Below are 17283 nucleotides of genomic sequence, written 5' to 3'. Positions count from 1 at the left end.
GCCCAGACCCCGGCCCCCGCCGTCGTGGTGATCCAGGAGATCTTCGGCGTCAACAAGGTGATGCGGGATATCTGCGACGGTCTGGCCGCCCAGGGCTTTGTCGCCGTCTGCCCGGATCTCTTCTGGCGGATCGAGCCGGGGATCGACATCACCGACCAGTCGGAAGCCGAGTGGAAGCGGGCCTTTGAGCTGTTCAATGCCTTCGACGTCGATGCCGGTGTCAGCGACATCGCTGCGACCATCGCTGCGGTCCGTGGACTCGAGGGCGTTTCCGGCAAGGTCGGGGCCGTAGGCTATTGCCTCGGCGGCCTTCTGGCGTTCCTGACCGCCACCCGCACCGATGCCGATGCCTGCATCTCCTACTATGGCGTCGGGCTGGAGAAGCACGTGGGTGAGGCCGACAAGCTGGCCCGGCCGCTGCTGATGCACATCGCCGAGAAGGACCAGTTCGTTCCGCCCGAAGCCCAGCAGGTCATCCTGAGCGCCCTCAAGGACCACCCGCAGATCCAGATCCATACCTATGCCGGCCGGGATCACGCTTTTGCCCGCGAAGGTGGGGCCCACTACGACGCCGAAGATGCGGCCCGTGCCAACGGCCGTTCCCTGACCTTCTTCCAGACCCACCTGGCCTGAACCCATGCTGGCGATCCAGGCAACACGCACAGGCGGTCCCGAGGTCCTCGAAGCGGTCGACCTCGCCCTGCCCTCACCCGGACCCGGCCAGATCCGGGTTCGACATGCGGCCGTCGGTCTGAACTTCATCGACACGTATCACCGCTCGGGTCTCTACCCGATGCGGATGCCCGCCGTGCTCGGCCTCGAGGCCGCCGGTATCGTGGACGCAGTCGGGGATGGCGTAAGCCGTTTCGGCCTTGGTGACCGGGTCGCCTATAACGGCAGCCCAGGAGCCTATGCCGAGGCCGCCATTGTCCCGGCCGATCGGGCGGTCGGGGTGCCGGACGGTGTCAGCCTTGAAACTGCGGCCGCTGTTTTGCTCAAGGGCATGACGGCCGAGTTCCTGGTCCGGCGATGTTTTCACGTGAAACCCGGCGATGCTGTGCTGATCCATGCCGCTGCCGGTGGGGTAGGCCAGCTCCTGGTCCAGTGGTGCAAGGCCCTGGGTGCCACGGTCCTGGCCACAGTGGGAAGTCCCGCCAAGGCCGAGATCGCGCTTGGGCTCGGCGCGGACCACGTCATCCTCTACGGAACGGAAGACGTCGCCGTCAGGGTGGCCGAGCTGACCGGCGGCAAGGGCGTGGCGGTCGTCTATGACGGTGTCGGCAAGGACACCTTCGAGGCGAGCCTGAAAAGCCTGGGTCGCCGCGGCGTGCTGGCCACCTTCGGCAATGCGTCCGGACCGGTGCCGCCGTTCGCGCCGCTGGAACTCGGCAGCCGCTCGCTTTATGTCACACGGCCGCGGCTCTTCGACTATATCGCCACGACCGAGGAACTGGACGAGAGTGCAGAGGCCCTGTTCGCAGTCCTGGCCACGGGGGCCGTCAAGGTCGAGATCGGCCAGACCTTCCGCCTGAGCGAGGCCCGGGCAGCGCACGAAGCCCTCGAGGGCCGCAGGACGACCGGTGCAACCCTCCTGATCCCGTAGGGCCAGACCCGGTCTGACCCACAAAAAAGCCCCGGGTCACCCCCGGGGCTTTTCATAGTGGCAGTGAGTCTGGTTGGACTCAGGTGTTCATCGACTGGAAGAAATCGCCGTTGGTCTTCGACTGGCGCATCTTCTCGAGCAGGAACTCGATGGCGTCCGAAGCGCCCATCGGGTTGAGGATGCGGCGCAGGACGTAGGTCTTCTGCAGCTGGTCGCGCGGGGTGATGAGCTCTTCCTTGCGGGTGCCCGACTTGAGCACGTCAATGGCCGGGAAGATGCGCTTGTCGGCGACCTTGCGGTCGAGGACGATTTCCGAATTCCCGGTGCCCTTGAACTCTTCGAAGATGACTTCGTCCATCCGGCTGCCGGTATCGATCAGGGCCGTGGCGATGATCGACAGCGAGCCGCCCTCCTCCACATTACGGGCCGCACCGAAGAAGCGCTTGGGGCGCTGCAGGGCGTTGGCGTCAACGCCGCCGGTCAGCACCTTGCCCGACGAGGGAACGGTGGTGTTGTAGGCCCGGCCCAGACGCGTCACCGAGTCCAGAAGGATCACGACGTCGCGCTTGTGTTCGACCAGGCGCTTGGCCTTCTCGATGACCATCTCGGCCACCTGGACGTGACGGGTCGCCGGCTCGTCGAAGGTCGAGGCGATCACCTCGCCCTTCACGGTGCGCTGCATGTCGGTCACTTCTTCCGGGCGCTCGTCGATCAGCAGGACGATCAGGTAGCACTCGGGGTGGTTGGTCTCGATCGACTTGGCGATGTTCTGCAGCATCACTGTCTTGCCGACCCGCGGCGGGGCGACGATCAGGCAGCGCTGGCCCTTGCCCAGCGGCGCGACGATGTCGATGACCCGGCCGGAGCGATCCTTGATGGTCGGATCGGGCAGTTCCATGTTCAGGCGCTCTTCGGGATAGAGCGGCGTCAGGTTGTCGAAGTGGATCTTGTGCTTGACGTTGTCCGGGGCTTCGAAATTGATCTTGGCCACGCCGGTCAGGGCGAAGTAGCGCTCGCCTTCCCGCGGAGAGCGGATGGCACCGTCCACGGTGTCGCCGGTCCGCAGGCCGTACTTCCGGATCTGTGAGGGCGAGACATAGATGTCGTCCGGGCCGGGCAGGTAGTTCGCTTCCGGCGAGCGCAGGAAGCCGAAGCCGTCCTGAAGCACTTCCATGGTGCCCGACCCCGAGATCTCCACGCCTTCTTCGGCGAGGGTCTTCAGGATGGCGAACATCATGTCCTGCTTACGCATGGAGTTGGCGTTCTCGACCTCGAAGGTCTCGGCGAACGCCAGCAGGTCAGCCGGGGATTTTTCCTTCAGCTCCTGCAGCGACATGGTCTTCAGGCCCAGGGCTGCGACGGCGTCGGCAATGCCGGTGTCTTCAGCGTCGCCGTTGTCCTCGGCGTCCCGAGCGCCAGGCGCTTCAGCAGGAGTGGTGGTGTCGATGACGGGTTCCAGGTCGGCGGAAACGTCGTGTTCGGTGTCTTCGGTCATGAGCAGACTCAAGGGTGGGCACGGACCCGCGAAGCGCAGACCCGGCCGAAAGGATTTCAGTTCATCGCACTGCGTCGGGAGACACGGTGAGCGCGCCAGGGAACGACGGCGCGGATCGTTTGGGGGACGGACCTTCGAGGTCTTGAGCCTCGGGGGGCGCGCCAGGACGGGCGCCGGTCCGTGAAGGAGATCAGGCCGGACGCGCGGCGTCAGGCCCTTTGGGATGGGAACCACATGCGGGAAGGCGGGTCAAGCGTCCCGCCCCACAGAGACGCCGTTCCTAGGCGTTCAGGAACTTGGTCGTCACCGAGATGACGATGATGATCGCGGCGATGAAGGGCAGCTCATTGGTCATGCGCCAGAACTTTTCCGAGCGCGTGTTCTGGTCACTGGCAAACTTGCGGCGGGCTCCGGCCATGAACCCGTGCCAGGAGAACAGGAAGACCAAGGCCGCGATCTTGGTCAGCATCCAGGGCTTGAGCAGGAAGTCCCAGCCGCGAATGGCCCCGTCAGCCATGATAAGACCCAGGCCGAAAACCAGGGCCAGGATCATCGCCGGATTGATGATGATCCGCAGGATGCGCAACTCGGCCGACTTGAAGACCGCATCCATCTTCGAGCCCGGTTCGGCGCTCATGTGATAGACGAAGATGCGCGGCAGCATCAGCATCCCGGCCATCCAGGCGATGACCGCCAGGATGTGCAGACCACGGATCAGGTTGAAGTTCTGGACCAGAAAATCGGTCACGTCGTGGCTCCCGCGCGGTTGGGACACTGGCTGCGATCACCGCCGCATTTCCACGCGCAGGCGGTAACCGTCCGGGCCTGAGCCTCAAGGGCCCCGATCACCGTGGTTCCGAGATCACTGACAAAGCCAGGTGTGACGCCGAGAGCGGGCACCCGCACATAGGCCGGGCAGCCATGTTCGACAGCCAGTTCGCGATATTCGTGATCCAGCTCGACCAGGGTCTCGATATGCTCGGAGACAAAGGCGATCGGGGTGATCACCAGGGCCAGGCCGTCCTGGCTGGCGGCGCGGATCTCGTCATCGGTCGACGGCCCGATCCATTTCAGCGGCCCGACCCGGCTCTGGTAGGTCACGCGCCAGTCCCAGCCTTCGCCCAGGCGGGCGGCGACAGCGGCGGCCGTGGCTTCGATCTGGGTCTGGTAGGGGTCACCGCCCTCGATGACCTTTTCAGGCAGGCCGTGGGCCGAGAACAGCAGGCGAGCCGGACCCGGCCGGCCCGCAGCCTCATAGGCCTGCAGGATCATGTCGGCATGGGCCTGGATCAGACCCTCGGAGGTCGGATAGCAGCAAACCGACGACACCCGACCCGAGCCCTTATAGGCCTTGGTCCAGGCCTTCAGCGAAGAGCCGGTCGTGGTCGTCGAGAACTGCGGATAGAGCGGCAGCAGCACCACCTCGTCCGGTTCAAAGGCCGCCACGGCCCGCGCGGCCTCTTCGGTAAACGGCTTCCAGTAACGCATGGCGATGAAACAGCGAACGGTATCTCCGGTCAGGCGGCTCGCAAGATCCGCCTCCAGCGCCTTGGCCTGTTTCTCGGTTTCGGGCAGCAACGGCGAGCCACCGCCCATCATCGCGTAGTTGGCCTTGGCCCCCTTCTCGCGCGTGGTCGAGATCAGGGCGGCCAGCGGATAGCGAATGAAGGCCGGCGCACCGATGATGGCCGGATCGCGAAACAGGTTGAACAGGAAGGGCCGGACCGCGTCCGGACCGTCCGGGCCGCCCAGATTGAACAGGACGACCGCGATCTTTTTTCCGCTCACTTGCCCGTCACCCGCGCCAGAACCTGTTCGACATGGGCGATCGGGGTATCCGGCAGGATCCCGTGGCCCAGGTTGAAGATGTAGGGACCCTGCCCCCACTGCTCCAGCATCTGGTCGACCCGGCGCAGCAGATCACCACCACCGGTCCGCAACAACAGCGGGTCGAGCGCGCCTTGGATCGGCTTGCTGGCCTGGATACGCTGGCCCATGGCGGCGCTGGCCTGGGTATCCAGCGCCACGCCCTGAACCGGAACGACAGACGCATAGGTCTCGACAAGGGCCCCGGCCCCGCGCGGGAACCCGATCACCGGCACCGTGACGCCGCGGGCCCGCAGCCCTTCGACGATGGCGCGGTGCGGGCCGATCACCAGACGCTCGAACTGGGGCTCGGATAGCCCCTCGGCCCAGCTCTCGAACAGTTTCACGGCCTGGGCCCCGGCGTTCACCTGCATGACCAGGTAATCGATCGTAGACTCGACCAGCACGGCGATCAGACGGTCGAGCGCCTCAGGGTTCTGGTACGCGTAGGTCCGGGCCCCGGTCCGGTCGCTGGACCCGCCTTCGATCATATAGGTCGCCACCGTCCAGGGTGCCCCGGCAAAGCCGATCAGAGCCCGTTCGGGTTCCAGCGCCGCGCGCACCCGGGTCAGGGTTTCGCCGACGAGCGCCAGGGCCTTGCCGGCCTCACCGGCCTTTTCAGCCATACTGTCGAGCGACGGCATCTCGCCCAGCTTGGGACCCTCGCCGGCCTCGAACCAGACCTTCTGGCCGAGTGCGCCCGGGATCAGCAGGATGTCGGCAAAGACGATCGCCGCATCATAGGGGAACCGCCGCATGGGCTGCAGGGTGACCTCGGCCGCCTTTTCGGGATCGAAGCAGAACGAGATGAAATCGGGAGCCGTAGCCCGCACGGCCCGGTACTCCGGAAGGTAACGGCCCGCCTGCCGCATGAACCACACGGGGGGGCGTTCAAAGGATTGTCCCGACAGGACCGAAAGGAGCTTGGGGGTCACGAGCGTCATGAGGGGCGTTAAATCCCTTCACGCGTCCGGGCTCAAGCCCGAAGGCCCATCTTCATTTCTTAATAAGATCTTAAGTTTGGAAGTAGGAGGGGAAGGGCAAGTGCGACATGGGGAAAACGCCCCGATTCCACCCGCCGTACACAAACGATTCAGCCCTGATCCCGGCTTCTCCCACATGTGGGAGAAAGCCTGTTAATTATGGGGATCAAGTCCGAGAGGCTTCAGATCCTTAATGAGCTCTTAACGCCGGCGCTGACGGTAACGAAGCGTTAACCCTTTCGTCCCGGACAGGGGATGACCCTTGTCCAGAACTCGGGGGATGCGGGGCGAGCTTGGGGATGTTACGCGGTCAATATGGCCGTTGATCACAGCGGCGATATGACAAGGCGGTTCGGGGCGTCATTGGCGCCCGCGCATCCCCAGAGGCAGGGCAAGTGGTTAAACAACCGTTAACGGATGATCCACAGGAAGCTGCGACCGGCACCGGCGACAGTGAGCGCCCCGCCCCGCGGTTTGCGACCTATTTCCATATCCATCTCGTTTCCGACTCTACGGGCGAGACGCTCAATGCGATGGCCCGGGCCGTTTGCGCCCGCTTTACCGACATCCTGCCGATCGAACACATCTACGCCCTTGTCCGCTCGACCCGGCAGCTCGACCGGGCTCTGGACGAGATCGCCGGCGCTCCGGGCGTCGTGATGCACACCATCATCGACCCCAACCTGCGCACGGCCCTGGAAGAAGGCTGCCGGCGGCTGGAAATGCCCTGTATCGCCGCGCTGGATCCGGTGGTAAGCGCGATGTCGCGCTATCTGGGAGCCCGGATCTCGACCCGGGTCGGGGCCCAGCACACCCTGAATAACGACTATTTCGACCGCATCGACGCCCTCGACTACGCCATCGCCCACGACGACGGCCAGGGCGGCCAGGACCTCAGCAAGGCCGATGTGATCCTGGTCGGAGTGTCGCGCACCTCCAAGACCCCGACCTGCATCTATCTGGCCCATCGCGGGGTTCGGGCCGCCAATGTGCCTCTGGTGCCGACCTCGCCGCCGCCCCAGCAGCTGTTCGAACTGAAGAACACCCTGATCGTGGGCCTGATGACTTCGCCCGACCGGCTGATCTCGATCCGTCGCAACCGGCTGCTGTCCCTGAAAGAAAGTCGGGAAAGCGACTATATCGACGCCGATGCCGTACGGGCCGAGATCATCGCCGCGCGCCGGCTGTTCGAGCGCATGGGCTGGCCGATCATCGATGTGACCCGGCGCTCGGTTGAGGAAACCGCTGCGGCGATCATCAACCTGCTCTCGAACGGACGCGGCACGGTCGAGGTGCTGGGATGACGCCGGTCACCCTGGCCTCCAAGAGCAGCGCCCGTCAGGCGATCCTGAACAATGCCGGTGTGACCTTCGAGGCGGTCGTCGCCGGGGTTGACGAAGACGCCGCCAAGGCGGGGCTCCTGTCCGAAGGGGCCTCGCCGCGCGAGGTCGCCGACGCCCTGGCGGCCATGAAAGCCGTCAAGGTCTCGACCCGACGCCCGGGTCTGGTGATCGGGGCCGATCAGACCCTGGATTTCGGGGGCCGGCTGATCGACAAGGTTGAGAGCCTGGATGAGGCGCGCGCCCTGCTGCTCGAGCTGCGCGGCAAGACCCACAAGCTCCACTCAGCGGTGGTCGTGGCCCGCGACGGTCAGCCGATCTGGCGCGTCGTCGACAGCGCCAAGCTGGCGGTCCGGCCGTTCAGTGACGCCTGGCTCGACGCCTATCTGGCCAGCCGGGGCGAGGCCCTCCTGCACTGTGTCGGCTGCTATGAGCTGGAAAGCGAAGGCGTGCAGCTGTTCGACGCGGTCGACGGAGATTACTTCACAGTCCTCGGTTTGCCCCTGATCGGCCTGCTCGACTTCCTGCGCCTGCATGGAGCCCTGGCGACATGACCTCCACCCTGACGGGTGCCGCCACAATCGGCGGCGTCTGCGGCGCGCCGATCCGGCATTCGATGAGCCCGCTGATCCACAATGCCTGGATCGCCGGGCTTGGCCTCGATGCGGCCTATGTGCCCTTCGCACCGGACGAAGCCCGGTTTGAAGCCTTCATCAACGGTCTGCGCGGCGGGGCGATCCGGGGCCTGAACGTCACCATCCCCTTCAAGGAGCGGGCCCTGGCGCTGGCCGATACGGCCAGTGACCTGGCCCGGCTGGCCGGGGCGGCCAATCTGCTGGTCTTTCAAGCCGACGGCTCCATCCAGGCCGACAATACTGACGGTCCTGGTCTGCTGGCCGCGGTTCAGGTTCAGGCCCCGGGCTTTGACGTCACCGCCGCCCCGGTCGTGGTGCTGGGCGCGGGCGGCGCGGCGCGGGGTGCCGTGGCGACCCTCGTTCTGGCCGGAGCGCCCGAGGTCCAGGTCATTAACCGCACCCTGGCCCGGGCCGAAGCCCTGGCGGAGGCTCTGGGTGACCGGGTGACAGCGGCTGACGAGATGGCGCTTCCAGCCCTGCTGGCCGACGCCGGTCTGGTGATCAATGCTACAGCCCTCGGCCTTGGCGGCGGCCCGGGCCCGGTCGCCGATCTGGCCCTGACGCCGGCGGACGCCGTGATCATGGACATGGTCTACAAGCCGCTGCGGACCGAGTTCCTGCAGCGCGCGCAAGCTCTCGGCCGGCGAACGGTCGACGGGCTGGAAATGCTGCTGCGCCAGGCCGTACCCTCATTTGAAGCCCTGTATGGCCAGGCCCCGCCGGCGCATGTCGATGCCCGTGCCCTGGCCCTGCGCCATCTCGGAGAAGGCTGAACCATGATCATCCTGGGGCTCACCGGCTCGATCGGCATGGGCAAGTCGACGACCTCGGCCATGTTCGAGGCTGAAGGCGTGCCGGTCTATGATTCCGACGCCGCCGTTCACGCGCTCTACGCCCCGGGCGGCGCAGCCGTGGCCCCCGTCGAGGCCGCCTTTCCCGGCGTGGTCGTCGACGGGGCCATCGACCGGACCCGATTGAGCGCCCGGGTCGTCGGCCAACCCGACGCGCTGAAGGCCCTCGAAGCCATCGTCCATCCGCTGGTCGGGGCCGACCGGATCGGCTTCTTCGAAAAGGCCACGGCCGAGGCCAAGGACATCGTCGTGCTCGACGTCCCGTTGCTGTTCGAGACCGGCGGCGACAAGCGGGTCGACAAGGTGGTGGTGGTCTCGGCCCCGGCCGAGGTCCAGCGGGCCCGGGTCCTGGCCCGGCCCGACATGGACGAGGTCAAGTTCGAGGCCATTCTCGCCCGCCAGCTGCCCGATGCCGAAAAACGCGCCCGCGCTGATTACGTCATCGATACCAGCCGGGGCCTTGAGGCAGCTCATCAACAGGTTCGCGAGATCCTGGCTGCCCTGCGACATCCTGGGTGACTTGAAGCGGCCGGCGAACGGTCGCATGGATTCCGCATGGCCCGGGAAATCATCCTCGACACCGAAACCACCGGCTTTGATCCGAAGACCGGCGACCGCCTGGTCGAAATCGGCTGTATCGAAGTCGTGGATTTCATGCCGACCGGCCGCTCGTTCCATGAGTATTGCGACCCGTTGCGCGACATGCCGGCCGAGGCCGAGAAGGTCCACGGCCTGTCCAGCGCCTTCCTGACCGGAAAGCCGCGGTTCGAAGCCATTGCCGACGCCTTCCTCGAGTTTGTCGGCGACGCCCCGGTGATCGCCCACAACGCCGCCTTTGACCGCAGCTTCGTCAATTTCGAGCTGGAAAAGTGCGGCCGACCGGCCCTGCCCGAGGCGCGCTGGATCGACACCCTGGCCATGGCCAAGAAGCGCTTTCCGGGCATGTACAATTCGCTCGATGCGCTGTGCAAACGCTTCAAGATCAGCCTCGACAGCCGCGACAAGCACGGGGCCCTGATCGACGCTCACCTGCTGGCCGAGGTCTATCTGGAACTGCAGGGCGGCAAGGAGCGGGCCCTGGAGCTGACGGCGGTGGTCACGGCCGCCATGACCACCCAGCTGACCGCCGGGGCCTATGGCGAGCGGCCCCGCCCGCTGGCCGCCCGCTCGACCGAAGCCGAACGCGCGGTGCACGCCGACTGGATCCGCTCGACCCTGAAGGACAAGGCCGTCTGGGTGAAGCTGGGGCTCGTCGAGCTCTAGGTCAAACTCAGGGCGCGAGGACCATTTTCAGCGCTCCGTCCGTGCGGGCATCGAAGATCCGGTAGGCCTCCTGGCCGTCGGTCAGCGGCAGGACATGGCTGATATAGCGCTCGGGCCGCAGGCGTCCGGACTGGATCAGCGGGATCAGGGCCGGCCATTCTTCGGGCACCGAGCAGGTGCCGATCCGGAAGGTCAGGCCGGCGACAAAGGCCCGGGCCATCGGGAAACTGAACTGGCGATCCTGGTTGACCCCGATCACCGAGACCGTTCCTCGTCTCGCCGCCAGACGCAGGGCCAGCTCGATGGTCTTCTGATGACCGACCGCTTCCACCACGCTCTCGACCATCCGGCCGTGGGTCGCCTCGCGGATCAGCTCGACGGCGTCAGCCGGGTCGAGCGCCACGGCCCCCAGCTGCTGCGCGAGGGCCCGGCGCTCGGGCACCAGGTCGATGGCGAAGACCCGGGCGGCGCCCATGACAAAGGCGCTCTCCACGGCCATCAGCCCGATGGGACCCAGGCCCACGACCGCGACGGTCTTGCCCGAGGTGATGTCTGCATTGCGGGCCCCGAACCAGGCCGTGGCCAGGCTGTCGGTCATCATCAGGGCCTGGTCGGCGGAAATCCCCTCCGGGATCAGGGCCGCATTGAAGTCGGCCGCTGGAACCCGCACCGCCTCGGCCTGACAGCCCTGCAGCTTGCTCGAGAGGCCGTAACAGGCGGCGGCATTGTTGGCGCAGCCGATGACATTACCGGCCAGGCACGAGGCGCAGGCCCCGCAACCGACGGCGGCCGAGATCATCACCTTGTCGCCGACCTTCAGGCGATGAACGCCGCGCCCGATCTCGACCACCTCGCCCACCGCCTCGTGGCCGACGCAGAAGCCGAGGTCCTCGCTGAACCCCTCGCCATGATAGATGTGCAGGTCGCTGCCGCAGATGGCGCAGCGGTCGACCTTGATGATGGCATCGCGGCTGTCCTGCAGGGACGGGTCGTCCATGGTCTCGCAACGGATGTCGCGCGTCCCGAAATAGCGAAGGGCTTTCATTCAGGTCTCCAGGGTCGGGATCAGAGGGACAGTCCGCCGTCGACGACCAGGGTATGGCCACAGACATAGGCCGCCAGGGGGGAGGCCAGAAACAGGGCCGCTCCGGCCATGTCGGCCGGTTCGCCCAGCCGCCCGGTGGGAATCCGAGACAGGGCCCCTTCCCGGCGCTGCGGGTTCTGGGTGGTCACCCTGGTCAGCTTGGTGTCGACCAGGCCCGGGGCCAGGCCGTTGACCCGGATGCCGAGGGGAGCCCAGGCCTGGCCGAGGGTCTTGGTCAGGCTGATCGCGCCCGCCTTCGAGGCCGCATAGGCCGGATTGCCGACATTGGCCGACAGGCCCGAGATAGAACTGACGATGATCACGGATCCGCGCCGCTCGGCCAGGCCGTCGCGGAAGCGGTTGGCGCAATGGATCAGGCTGTCGAGATTGATCGCCATGACCCGGTCCCAGCCCGGACGCTCGAACTCGCCGCGCTTGTAGACGACGGTGCCCTGGCACAGCACCAGCACATCGAGAGCAGGGAACGGGGCCGGGGCGGCGGCGACCGCATCGGGATCCCCGACATCGACACAGTCGTAGCCCAGGCCCGTCAGGTCCGAGCCTTCATCGGCCTGGTAGTCGGCGGCGGACGGGCGGGTGCCCCAGACATGGACGGCCGCCCCCCGGGCCCGGAACGCCTGGGCCACGCCGTTGCCGATGCCGCTGGAGCCGCCGACGACGAGCACCTGCCGGCCGGTGAAATCGGTGTCACCGTTCATGGTGCCCTCCCTGCCTTGGCCTGTTGGCGGTGCGTCTCCGTCTGGAGAGACCGGTCAGGCCGCATGTTTTATCCAATTGGATAATGCAATTGACCTGGCGGGGGTGCAATGGGATTCACCGGCCATGGATGCAGACCCGACCAGCGCCCGAACCCCTGCGGCCCGGCACCTGATGCAGGTGGCCTGCCGGCTGTTTGCCGAGCGCGGCACGGACGGGGTCACGGTGCGCGACATCGCCGAGGCGGCGGGTCTGAAGAACCATGCCGTGGTCGGCTACCATTTCGGTTCAAAGGAGGCCCTGATCCGCGACCTCGTCGTTGAGGGAGCCCGACTGATTGACGAGCGCCGCAATGCCCGGCTGGACCAGCTGGAGGGCAGCGGCGGCCCGACCGACCTGCGTGAGGTCGTCGACATACTGATCCTGCCGGCCGTCGACCTGACCGAATCGGGCCTGGAAGACAGCTACAGCCGTTTCGTCGTCCTGCTGGGCATGACCCATCGCGACCTGTTCATGGGCGCACTCGAGGGCCGCTGGAACTCGGGCTATCTGCGCTGCCTCGACCACCTGCGGCGCCTGATGCCTGACATGCCGGCGACCCTGAAGACCGAGCGGCTGGTCTTTGTCGGGGCCTATCTGGGATCTGTGCTGGCGGCGCGGGAGGCGGCGCTGGCCGACCGTTCCCGCGATCACCCCACCTGGAGCGCCGCCGGGACCCTCGATCACTTCGCCCGGACGATGACCGCCCTGCTCGGCGCGCCGGCCTAAAGTTTCAGGTCGGCCGTCACCGGCGCGTGGTCGCTGGGCCGCTCCCACTCGCGCACGGTGTCATGCACCTTGGCGGACACGCGACCGTCGACGATCGCCGCGTCGCGCAGGCCGGGACTGGCCAGGATGTGGTCGAGGCGCAGGCCACGGTTGGACTTGCGGAAGTCGGCGGCCCGGTAGCTCCACCACGAGAACAGCTTTTCCGGCTCGGGCACCGCCAGGCGCGGCAGGTCCAGCAGGTTCATCGACCTGATCATGGCGTCAAAGGCCTCAAGCTCAACCGGCGTATGGCTGACCACCTTCAGCATCTGGCGATGGCTCCAGACGTCGTTCTCGCCCGGCGCGATATTGAGGTCACCGGTGACGATCAGGGGGTCCTTCGGGTCGCGCTTTTTCAGGGCGGCGGTCAGGGTCTCGTAGAAGTCCAGCTTGTGGTCGAACTTGGGATTGCCGATCCGGTCAGGCGTGTCGCCACCGGCCGGGATGTAGAAGTTCTGGATCTCGACGCCGGCCACCCTGGCCGCCACGCAGCGGGCATGGCCCTCGCGGCAGGTCATCAGGGACGGGACGTCCTCGAACGGTAGCCGCGAGGCGATGGCCACGCCGTGCCAGCCCTTCTGGCCCGCGATCTTCAGATGCGGAAAACCGGCGGCCTCAAAGGCTTCGCGCGGAAACTCCGCTTCCTGACACTTGATCTCCTGCAGGCACAGGACGTCAGGGGCCTGCTCGTCGATGAAGCGGACGACCTGCTCGGCGCGCAGGCGGACGGAGTTGACGTTCCAGGTGGCGATACGGAGGCGCATGGCCTGTCCCTAGCTTGGTTTTTCAGGCTCAGGAACGAAAAACGCCCGGACGCAGAAGCGTCCGGGCGAAAGTCTGTCTCTCATGCCGCCGCCGGGAGGGGATAGGATCCGGCACGGTTTGCGGGAAGCGGGTCGGGCGCTCCTCGCCATGCGTGTTAAATATGCCACTGCATAATAATTAGTCAAGCGAAGATCGCGTTGATTCTTGCATGTTGTGAGAATGTCACATTCACGGCTTGCCGACCCGACGACGCGGATCGGTCAGAACGAAGAGCTTGGGATCCAGCGAACCGGTGGGTTCAAGGCCCGACAGGCGAACCCGGATCTGGCCGCCCTTGACGTCACTGACCGTCCAGCCCAGCAGGCCGACAGGACCGTTGCTGAAGTCGAGGCTGATCCGGCCCAGCGTCTGACGTTTGGCGTCCTGGGCCACGATCGTGAAACCGTCGGCCAGGGGGCGAACATCGGTGATGACCACACCGCGATCCAGCCGCACCTCACGCGCCAGCAGCAGGGCCAGGGGCGTCCGGCTCAGGGGATAGCTCTCGAAGGTCTTCAGCCGGCTGTCGAAGATGTTGACGTTGTTACCGTTGCTGACGACCAGCAGGCCATTGGGGCCGTCATAGGCAAAACGCGCCCGGCCCGGCCGCTGCAGCCAGAGGGTGCCCTGGGTGACACTGCCGCGCTGGTCGGTCTGGACAAAGCGGCCCTTGGCCGAGGTCAGGGCCTGGATATAGGCCGTGGCCTTGTCGACCAGCGTCTGCTGCTCGGGCGTCAGGGTGGCCGGCTTCGGCGTCGCCTGGGCGAGAGCCGGACTCGCCAGGCCGGCGACGGCGGCGGCGAGCAGGATGCGGCGGGTGGTGTCGGTCATGGAAAGCTCCTCGGCCCGCACCTTTGCCCCGCCCGCGCGACGAACGAAAGGCCGTCTCGCGGCCATTTTCCGGCGCTGCGATGAAGGTCCGTTCAGGTTCCGGGGCCGGACGGCGAGGTCGGGCGGCGCACAGGGCTGCACCACCCGACCGTCCTTGCAGTGGTCGGGTTACCCCTCGACCGTCCCGTCGTAGGCCGCCATCAGGGCCATGTTGAGGATCCGCGACACCGAGGCGCTCAGCGGCGCGATCTGCACCGACTTGCTGAGGCCCAGCAGCACCGGCCCGATCACGGTGGCCCCGCCGAGCGACTGGACCAGCTTGGTCGAGATCGAGGCGGCGTGGATGGCCGGCATGATCAGGATGTTGGCGCTGTCGGTCAGGCGCATGAACGGATAGTTGGCGCGTTTTTCGGGATCCAGCGCCAGCTCGGGCGGCATTTCTCCCTCATACTCGAAGTCGACATCCATCTCATCGAGCATGGCCACAGCTTCGCGGACCTTCTCCGAGCGCAGGCCCATCGGGTTGCCGAAGGTGGAATAGCTCATGAAGGCCACGCGCGGCTTGAAGCCCAGGCGGGCGACGGCGCGGGCGGCTTCACAGGCAATCTCGACCAGCTCGTCGGCCTCGGGCAACTCGGTGACATTGGTGTCGGCCACGAAGATGGTCCGACCTTTGGCCAGGACCACCGACATCCCCATGATCCGGCCGCCCGGCGCGGGGTCAACGACGCGCAGCACCTCCTCCAGGGCCTGGTCGAAGCTGCGGGTGACGCCGGTGACCATGCCGTCGGCGTCGCCCAGGGTGACCATTGAGGCGGCGAAGCTGTTGCGGTCCTGGTTGATCAGGCGCTGCACGTCGCGCTTCAGATAGCCTTGGCGTTGCAGGCGCATATAGAGCGCGTCGACATAGTCGGGATTGCGGTCGCTGAGCCGGGCATTGATGATTTCCAGCCCGGCCGTGTCGGGGTCCAGGCCGACCACCCGCATGTTCTCGGTGACCAGGTTCTCGCGGCCACAGAGGATGGCCCGGCCATAGCCGCCGGTCTGGTAGGCATAGGCGGCGCGGATCACCGAAGGATCTTCACCCTCGGCGAAGACGATGGTCTTGGGGTTGGCCAGGACCGCGCCCGAGACCTTTTGCAGGAAGCCGGCGGTGGGATCCAGGCGCTGGGCCAGGCTGGCGCGATAGGCGTCCATGTCCTCGATCGGCTTGCGGGCCACGCCGGTATCCATCGCCGCCTGGGCGACGAAGGGTGGCACGTACCAGATCAGGCGCGGATCGAAGGCCGAGGGGATGATGTACTGCGGGCCGAACTTCAGCTGGCGGCCGTGATAGGCGGCGGCGACCTCGTCGGGCACGTCCTCGCGGGCCAGCATGGCCAGGGCGTTGGCGCAGGCGATCTTCATCTCGTGATTGACGCGACGGGCCCGCACGTCGAGCGCCCCCCGGAAAATGTAGGGGAAACCGAGGACGTTATTGACCTGGTTGGGATAGTCGCTGCGGCCGGTGCCCATGATGGCGTCCTTGCGGACGGCGTGGACCTCTTCGGGCGTGATCTCCGGATCGGGATTGGCCATGGCGAAGATGACCGGGTTGGGGGCCATGCTGGCGATCATCTCGGGCGTGAAGGCGCCCTTGGCCGAGAGGCCCAGCAGCACGTCGGCACCGACGACGGCCTCGGCCAGGGTGCGCTTGTCGGTCTCGACCGCGTGGGCGCTCTTCCACTGGTTCATGCCTTCGGTACGGCCGCGATAGAGCACGCCCTTGGAATCGACCGCGATGACGTTTTCGGGCCGCACGCCCATGGCCTTGATCAGCTCCATCGAGGCGATGCCGGCCGCGCCGGGGCCGTTGAGCACGACCTTGACGTCCTCCAGCTTCTTGCCGGTGATATGGCAGGCATTGATCAGGCCGGCCGCACAGATGATCGCCGTGCCGTGCTGATCGTCATGGAAGACCGGGATATCGAGCAGTTCCTGCAGCTCGGTCTCGATGCGGAAGCACTCTGGGCTCTTGATGTCCTCAAGATTGATACCGCCGAAGGTGATGCCGATGTTCTTCACCACCGTGATGATCTCGTCGGCGTCCTTGGAGGTGATCTCGATGTCGATGCTGTCGACGTCACCGAAGCGCTTGAAGAGAACGCTCTTGCCTTCCATCACCGGCTTGGAGGCCAGGGCCCCCAGGTCGCCCAGGCCCAGGATCGCGGTGCCGTTGGAGATCACCGCCACCAGATTGCCCTTGGAGGTATATTCGTAGGCCATGTCCGGATCGGCGGCGATGGCATGGACCGGCACGGCGACGCCGGGCGAATAGGCCAGGGACAGGTCGCGCTGGGTGGCCATCGGCTTGGTCGGCACAATGGCGATCTTGCCGGGGGTCGGATAGCGGTGGAAGGCCAGCGCCTCGGCGTCGGTGAAGGTCTTCTTTTCGGCGTCGCTCATCCTGGCGTTCCCCGTCCTGCGTGCAAGTTGATTGGACGAGCCGGACAATGCGACACGTCCTTATAGGCCGTCACCGTAGCGGCCGGGGGGGTCAGCCACAACCACGTCGATTCGATAAAAATCGGCGCAAACGCTTGTTTGGCTTGGCGTTGCGTCAACTGGAGAACCGCCGTTCGGCCCGATCCGCCATTGACCCCGGCGTGTCGATTGGGTGACTAGGCAGGGCTTGAACCGGCCGGAGACCGTCATGACCGATAGCGCAAGGATCGCCGTGGCCGGAGCGCTCGGCCGGATGGGTCAGGCTGTGGTGCGGACGCTTGACGGCCATACCGGCGCACACCTCGTCGCCCGGTTTGATCGGCCAGGATCGGTCGCGCCTGATCTGGTCGGGCGTGACGAGGCGCTTTCGGCAGCTCAGGCCGTGATTGACTTTACCCTGCCGGAGGCTTCCGTCCTTCTGGCTGAGGCCTGCGCTGCGCGGGGCGGTCCGGCGGTGATCATCGGCTCGACCGGGTTCAGCCTCGACCAACTGGCCCGGATCGAAGTAGCCGCCGCCCGG

The 17283-nt window shown here is 66.3% G+C and carries 17 protein-coding genes and 1 pseudogene; 9 read left to right on the top strand and 9 right to left on the bottom strand.

What is annotated here, in order from left to right:
* A partial coding sequence (locus DBR10_RS01320) for a dienelactone hydrolase family protein (RefSeq protein WP_108504853.1) occupies positions 1-633 on the top strand: 633 nt, incomplete at its 5' end.
* A 4-nt stretch (positions 634-637) separates the two neighbouring features.
* Positions 638-1603, top strand: a complete 966-nt coding sequence (locus DBR10_RS01315; protein ID WP_108504852.1) for a quinone oxidoreductase family protein — start codon at positions 638-640, stop codon at positions 1601-1603.
* Between the two features lie 79 nt (positions 1604-1682).
* Here the strand turns inward: DBR10_RS01315 and rho are convergent, their stop codons facing one another.
* From rho to hemE, 4 genes are all read right to left on the bottom strand, one after another.
* Positions 1683-3098, bottom strand: a complete 1416-nt coding sequence (gene rho, locus DBR10_RS01310; protein WP_108504851.1) for a transcription termination factor Rho — start codon at positions 3096-3098, stop codon at positions 1683-1685.
* Between the two features lie 280 nt (positions 3099-3378).
* The gene (locus DBR10_RS01305) at positions 3379-3846 is read right to left on the bottom strand and encodes a CopD family protein (protein ID WP_108488612.1); all 468 of its coding nucleotides are present in this window, start codon (positions 3844-3846) and stop codon (positions 3379-3381) included.
* Entirely contained in the window at positions 3843-4886 is a 1044-nt protein-coding gene (gene hemH, locus DBR10_RS01300; RefSeq protein ID WP_108556095.1) for a ferrochelatase, read from the bottom strand. Before hemH ends, DBR10_RS01305 begins: the two co-directional genes overlap by 4 nt.
* Positions 4883-5908, bottom strand: a complete 1026-nt coding sequence (gene hemE, locus DBR10_RS01295; RefSeq protein ID WP_108556094.1) for a uroporphyrinogen decarboxylase — start codon at positions 5906-5908, stop codon at positions 4883-4885. The genes hemH and hemE overlap by 4 nt, the downstream gene beginning before the upstream one ends.
* Before the next feature lie 434 nt (positions 5909-6342).
* On the opposite strand from hemE, the gene DBR10_RS01290 reads away from it, so the two are divergent.
* The 5 genes from DBR10_RS01290 to dnaQ are packed head-to-tail and all read left to right on the top strand — an operon-like array spanning position 6343 to position 10036.
* On the top strand, positions 6343-7251 hold the full coding sequence (locus DBR10_RS01290) for a pyruvate, water dikinase regulatory protein (protein WP_108488445.1): 909 nt from the start codon (positions 6343-6345) through the stop codon (positions 7249-7251).
* Positions 7248-7841, top strand: a complete 594-nt coding sequence (locus DBR10_RS01285; protein ID WP_108488446.1) for a Maf family protein — start codon at positions 7248-7250, stop codon at positions 7839-7841. The genes DBR10_RS01290 and DBR10_RS01285 overlap by 4 nt, the downstream gene beginning before the upstream one ends.
* Entirely contained in the window at positions 7838-8695 is an 858-nt protein-coding gene (aroE, locus tag DBR10_RS01280) for a shikimate dehydrogenase (protein WP_108505212.1), read from the top strand. The genes DBR10_RS01285 and aroE overlap by 4 nt, the downstream gene beginning before the upstream one ends.
* Before the next feature lie 3 nt (positions 8696-8698).
* Positions 8699-9292 (top strand): dephospho-CoA kinase, encoded by a 594-nt coding sequence (gene coaE, locus DBR10_RS01275; RefSeq protein ID WP_108490154.1) that lies wholly within the window; start codon positions 8699-8701, stop codon positions 9290-9292.
* 36 nt (positions 9293-9328) lie between these two features.
* Complete coding sequence (gene dnaQ, locus DBR10_RS01270) at positions 9329-10036, top strand: DNA polymerase III subunit epsilon (RefSeq protein WP_108505211.1); 708 nt, start codon at positions 9329-9331, stop codon at positions 10034-10036.
* Positions 10037-10043: 7 nt separating this feature from the next.
* Here the strand turns inward: dnaQ and DBR10_RS01265 are convergent, their stop codons facing one another.
* Together DBR10_RS01265 and DBR10_RS01260 are read right to left on the bottom strand one after the other, a co-directional pair.
* Positions 10044-11081, bottom strand: coding sequence for an alcohol dehydrogenase family protein (locus tag DBR10_RS01265; RefSeq protein WP_108487781.1), 1038 nt, complete (start codon positions 11079-11081; stop codon positions 10044-10046).
* A 20-nt stretch (positions 11082-11101) separates the two neighbouring features.
* Positions 11102-11839: an SDR family NAD(P)-dependent oxidoreductase gene (locus tag DBR10_RS01260; RefSeq protein WP_108487779.1), complete on the bottom strand. Its 738-nt coding sequence runs from the start codon at positions 11837-11839 to the stop codon at positions 11102-11104.
* Positions 11840-11963: 124 nt separating this feature from the next.
* Here DBR10_RS01260 and DBR10_RS01255 point away from each other — a divergent pair, with 124 nt between their 5' ends.
* Positions 11964-12605 (top strand): TetR/AcrR family transcriptional regulator, encoded by a 642-nt coding sequence (locus DBR10_RS01255; RefSeq protein ID WP_108487783.1) that lies wholly within the window; start codon positions 11964-11966, stop codon positions 12603-12605.
* Here DBR10_RS01255 and xth read toward each other — a convergent pair.
* From xth to DBR10_RS01240, 3 genes are all read right to left on the bottom strand, one after another.
* The gene (gene xth / locus DBR10_RS01250) at positions 12602-13408 is read right to left on the bottom strand and encodes an exodeoxyribonuclease III (RefSeq protein WP_108505210.1); all 807 of its coding nucleotides are present in this window, start codon (positions 13406-13408) and stop codon (positions 12602-12604) included. The genes DBR10_RS01255 and xth overlap by 4 nt on opposite strands.
* Positions 13409-13637: 229 nt before the next feature.
* Entirely contained in the window at positions 13638-14279 is a 642-nt protein-coding gene (locus tag DBR10_RS01245; RefSeq protein ID WP_108505209.1) for an outer-membrane lipoprotein carrier protein LolA, read from the bottom strand.
* 168 nt (positions 14280-14447) lie between these two features.
* Positions 14448-16724 (bottom strand): NADP-dependent malic enzyme, encoded by a 2277-nt coding sequence (locus DBR10_RS01240; RefSeq protein ID WP_108490366.1) that lies wholly within the window; start codon positions 16722-16724, stop codon positions 14448-14450.
* Between the two features lie 247 nt (positions 16725-16971).
* On the opposite strand from DBR10_RS01240, the pseudogene DBR10_RS19565 reads away from it, so the two are divergent.
* Positions 16972-17283, top strand: a pseudogene (locus DBR10_RS19565) (4-hydroxy-tetrahydrodipicolinate reductase); the annotation flags it as partial.

Source organism: Caulobacter sp. HMWF025 (assembly GCF_003060965.1).
Classification (GTDB): Bacteria; Pseudomonadota; Alphaproteobacteria; order Caulobacterales; family Caulobacteraceae; genus Caulobacter.
The sequence above is the reverse complement of the archived record's forward strand: the minus strand, read 5'-3'. Positions and strand labels throughout refer to the sequence as shown.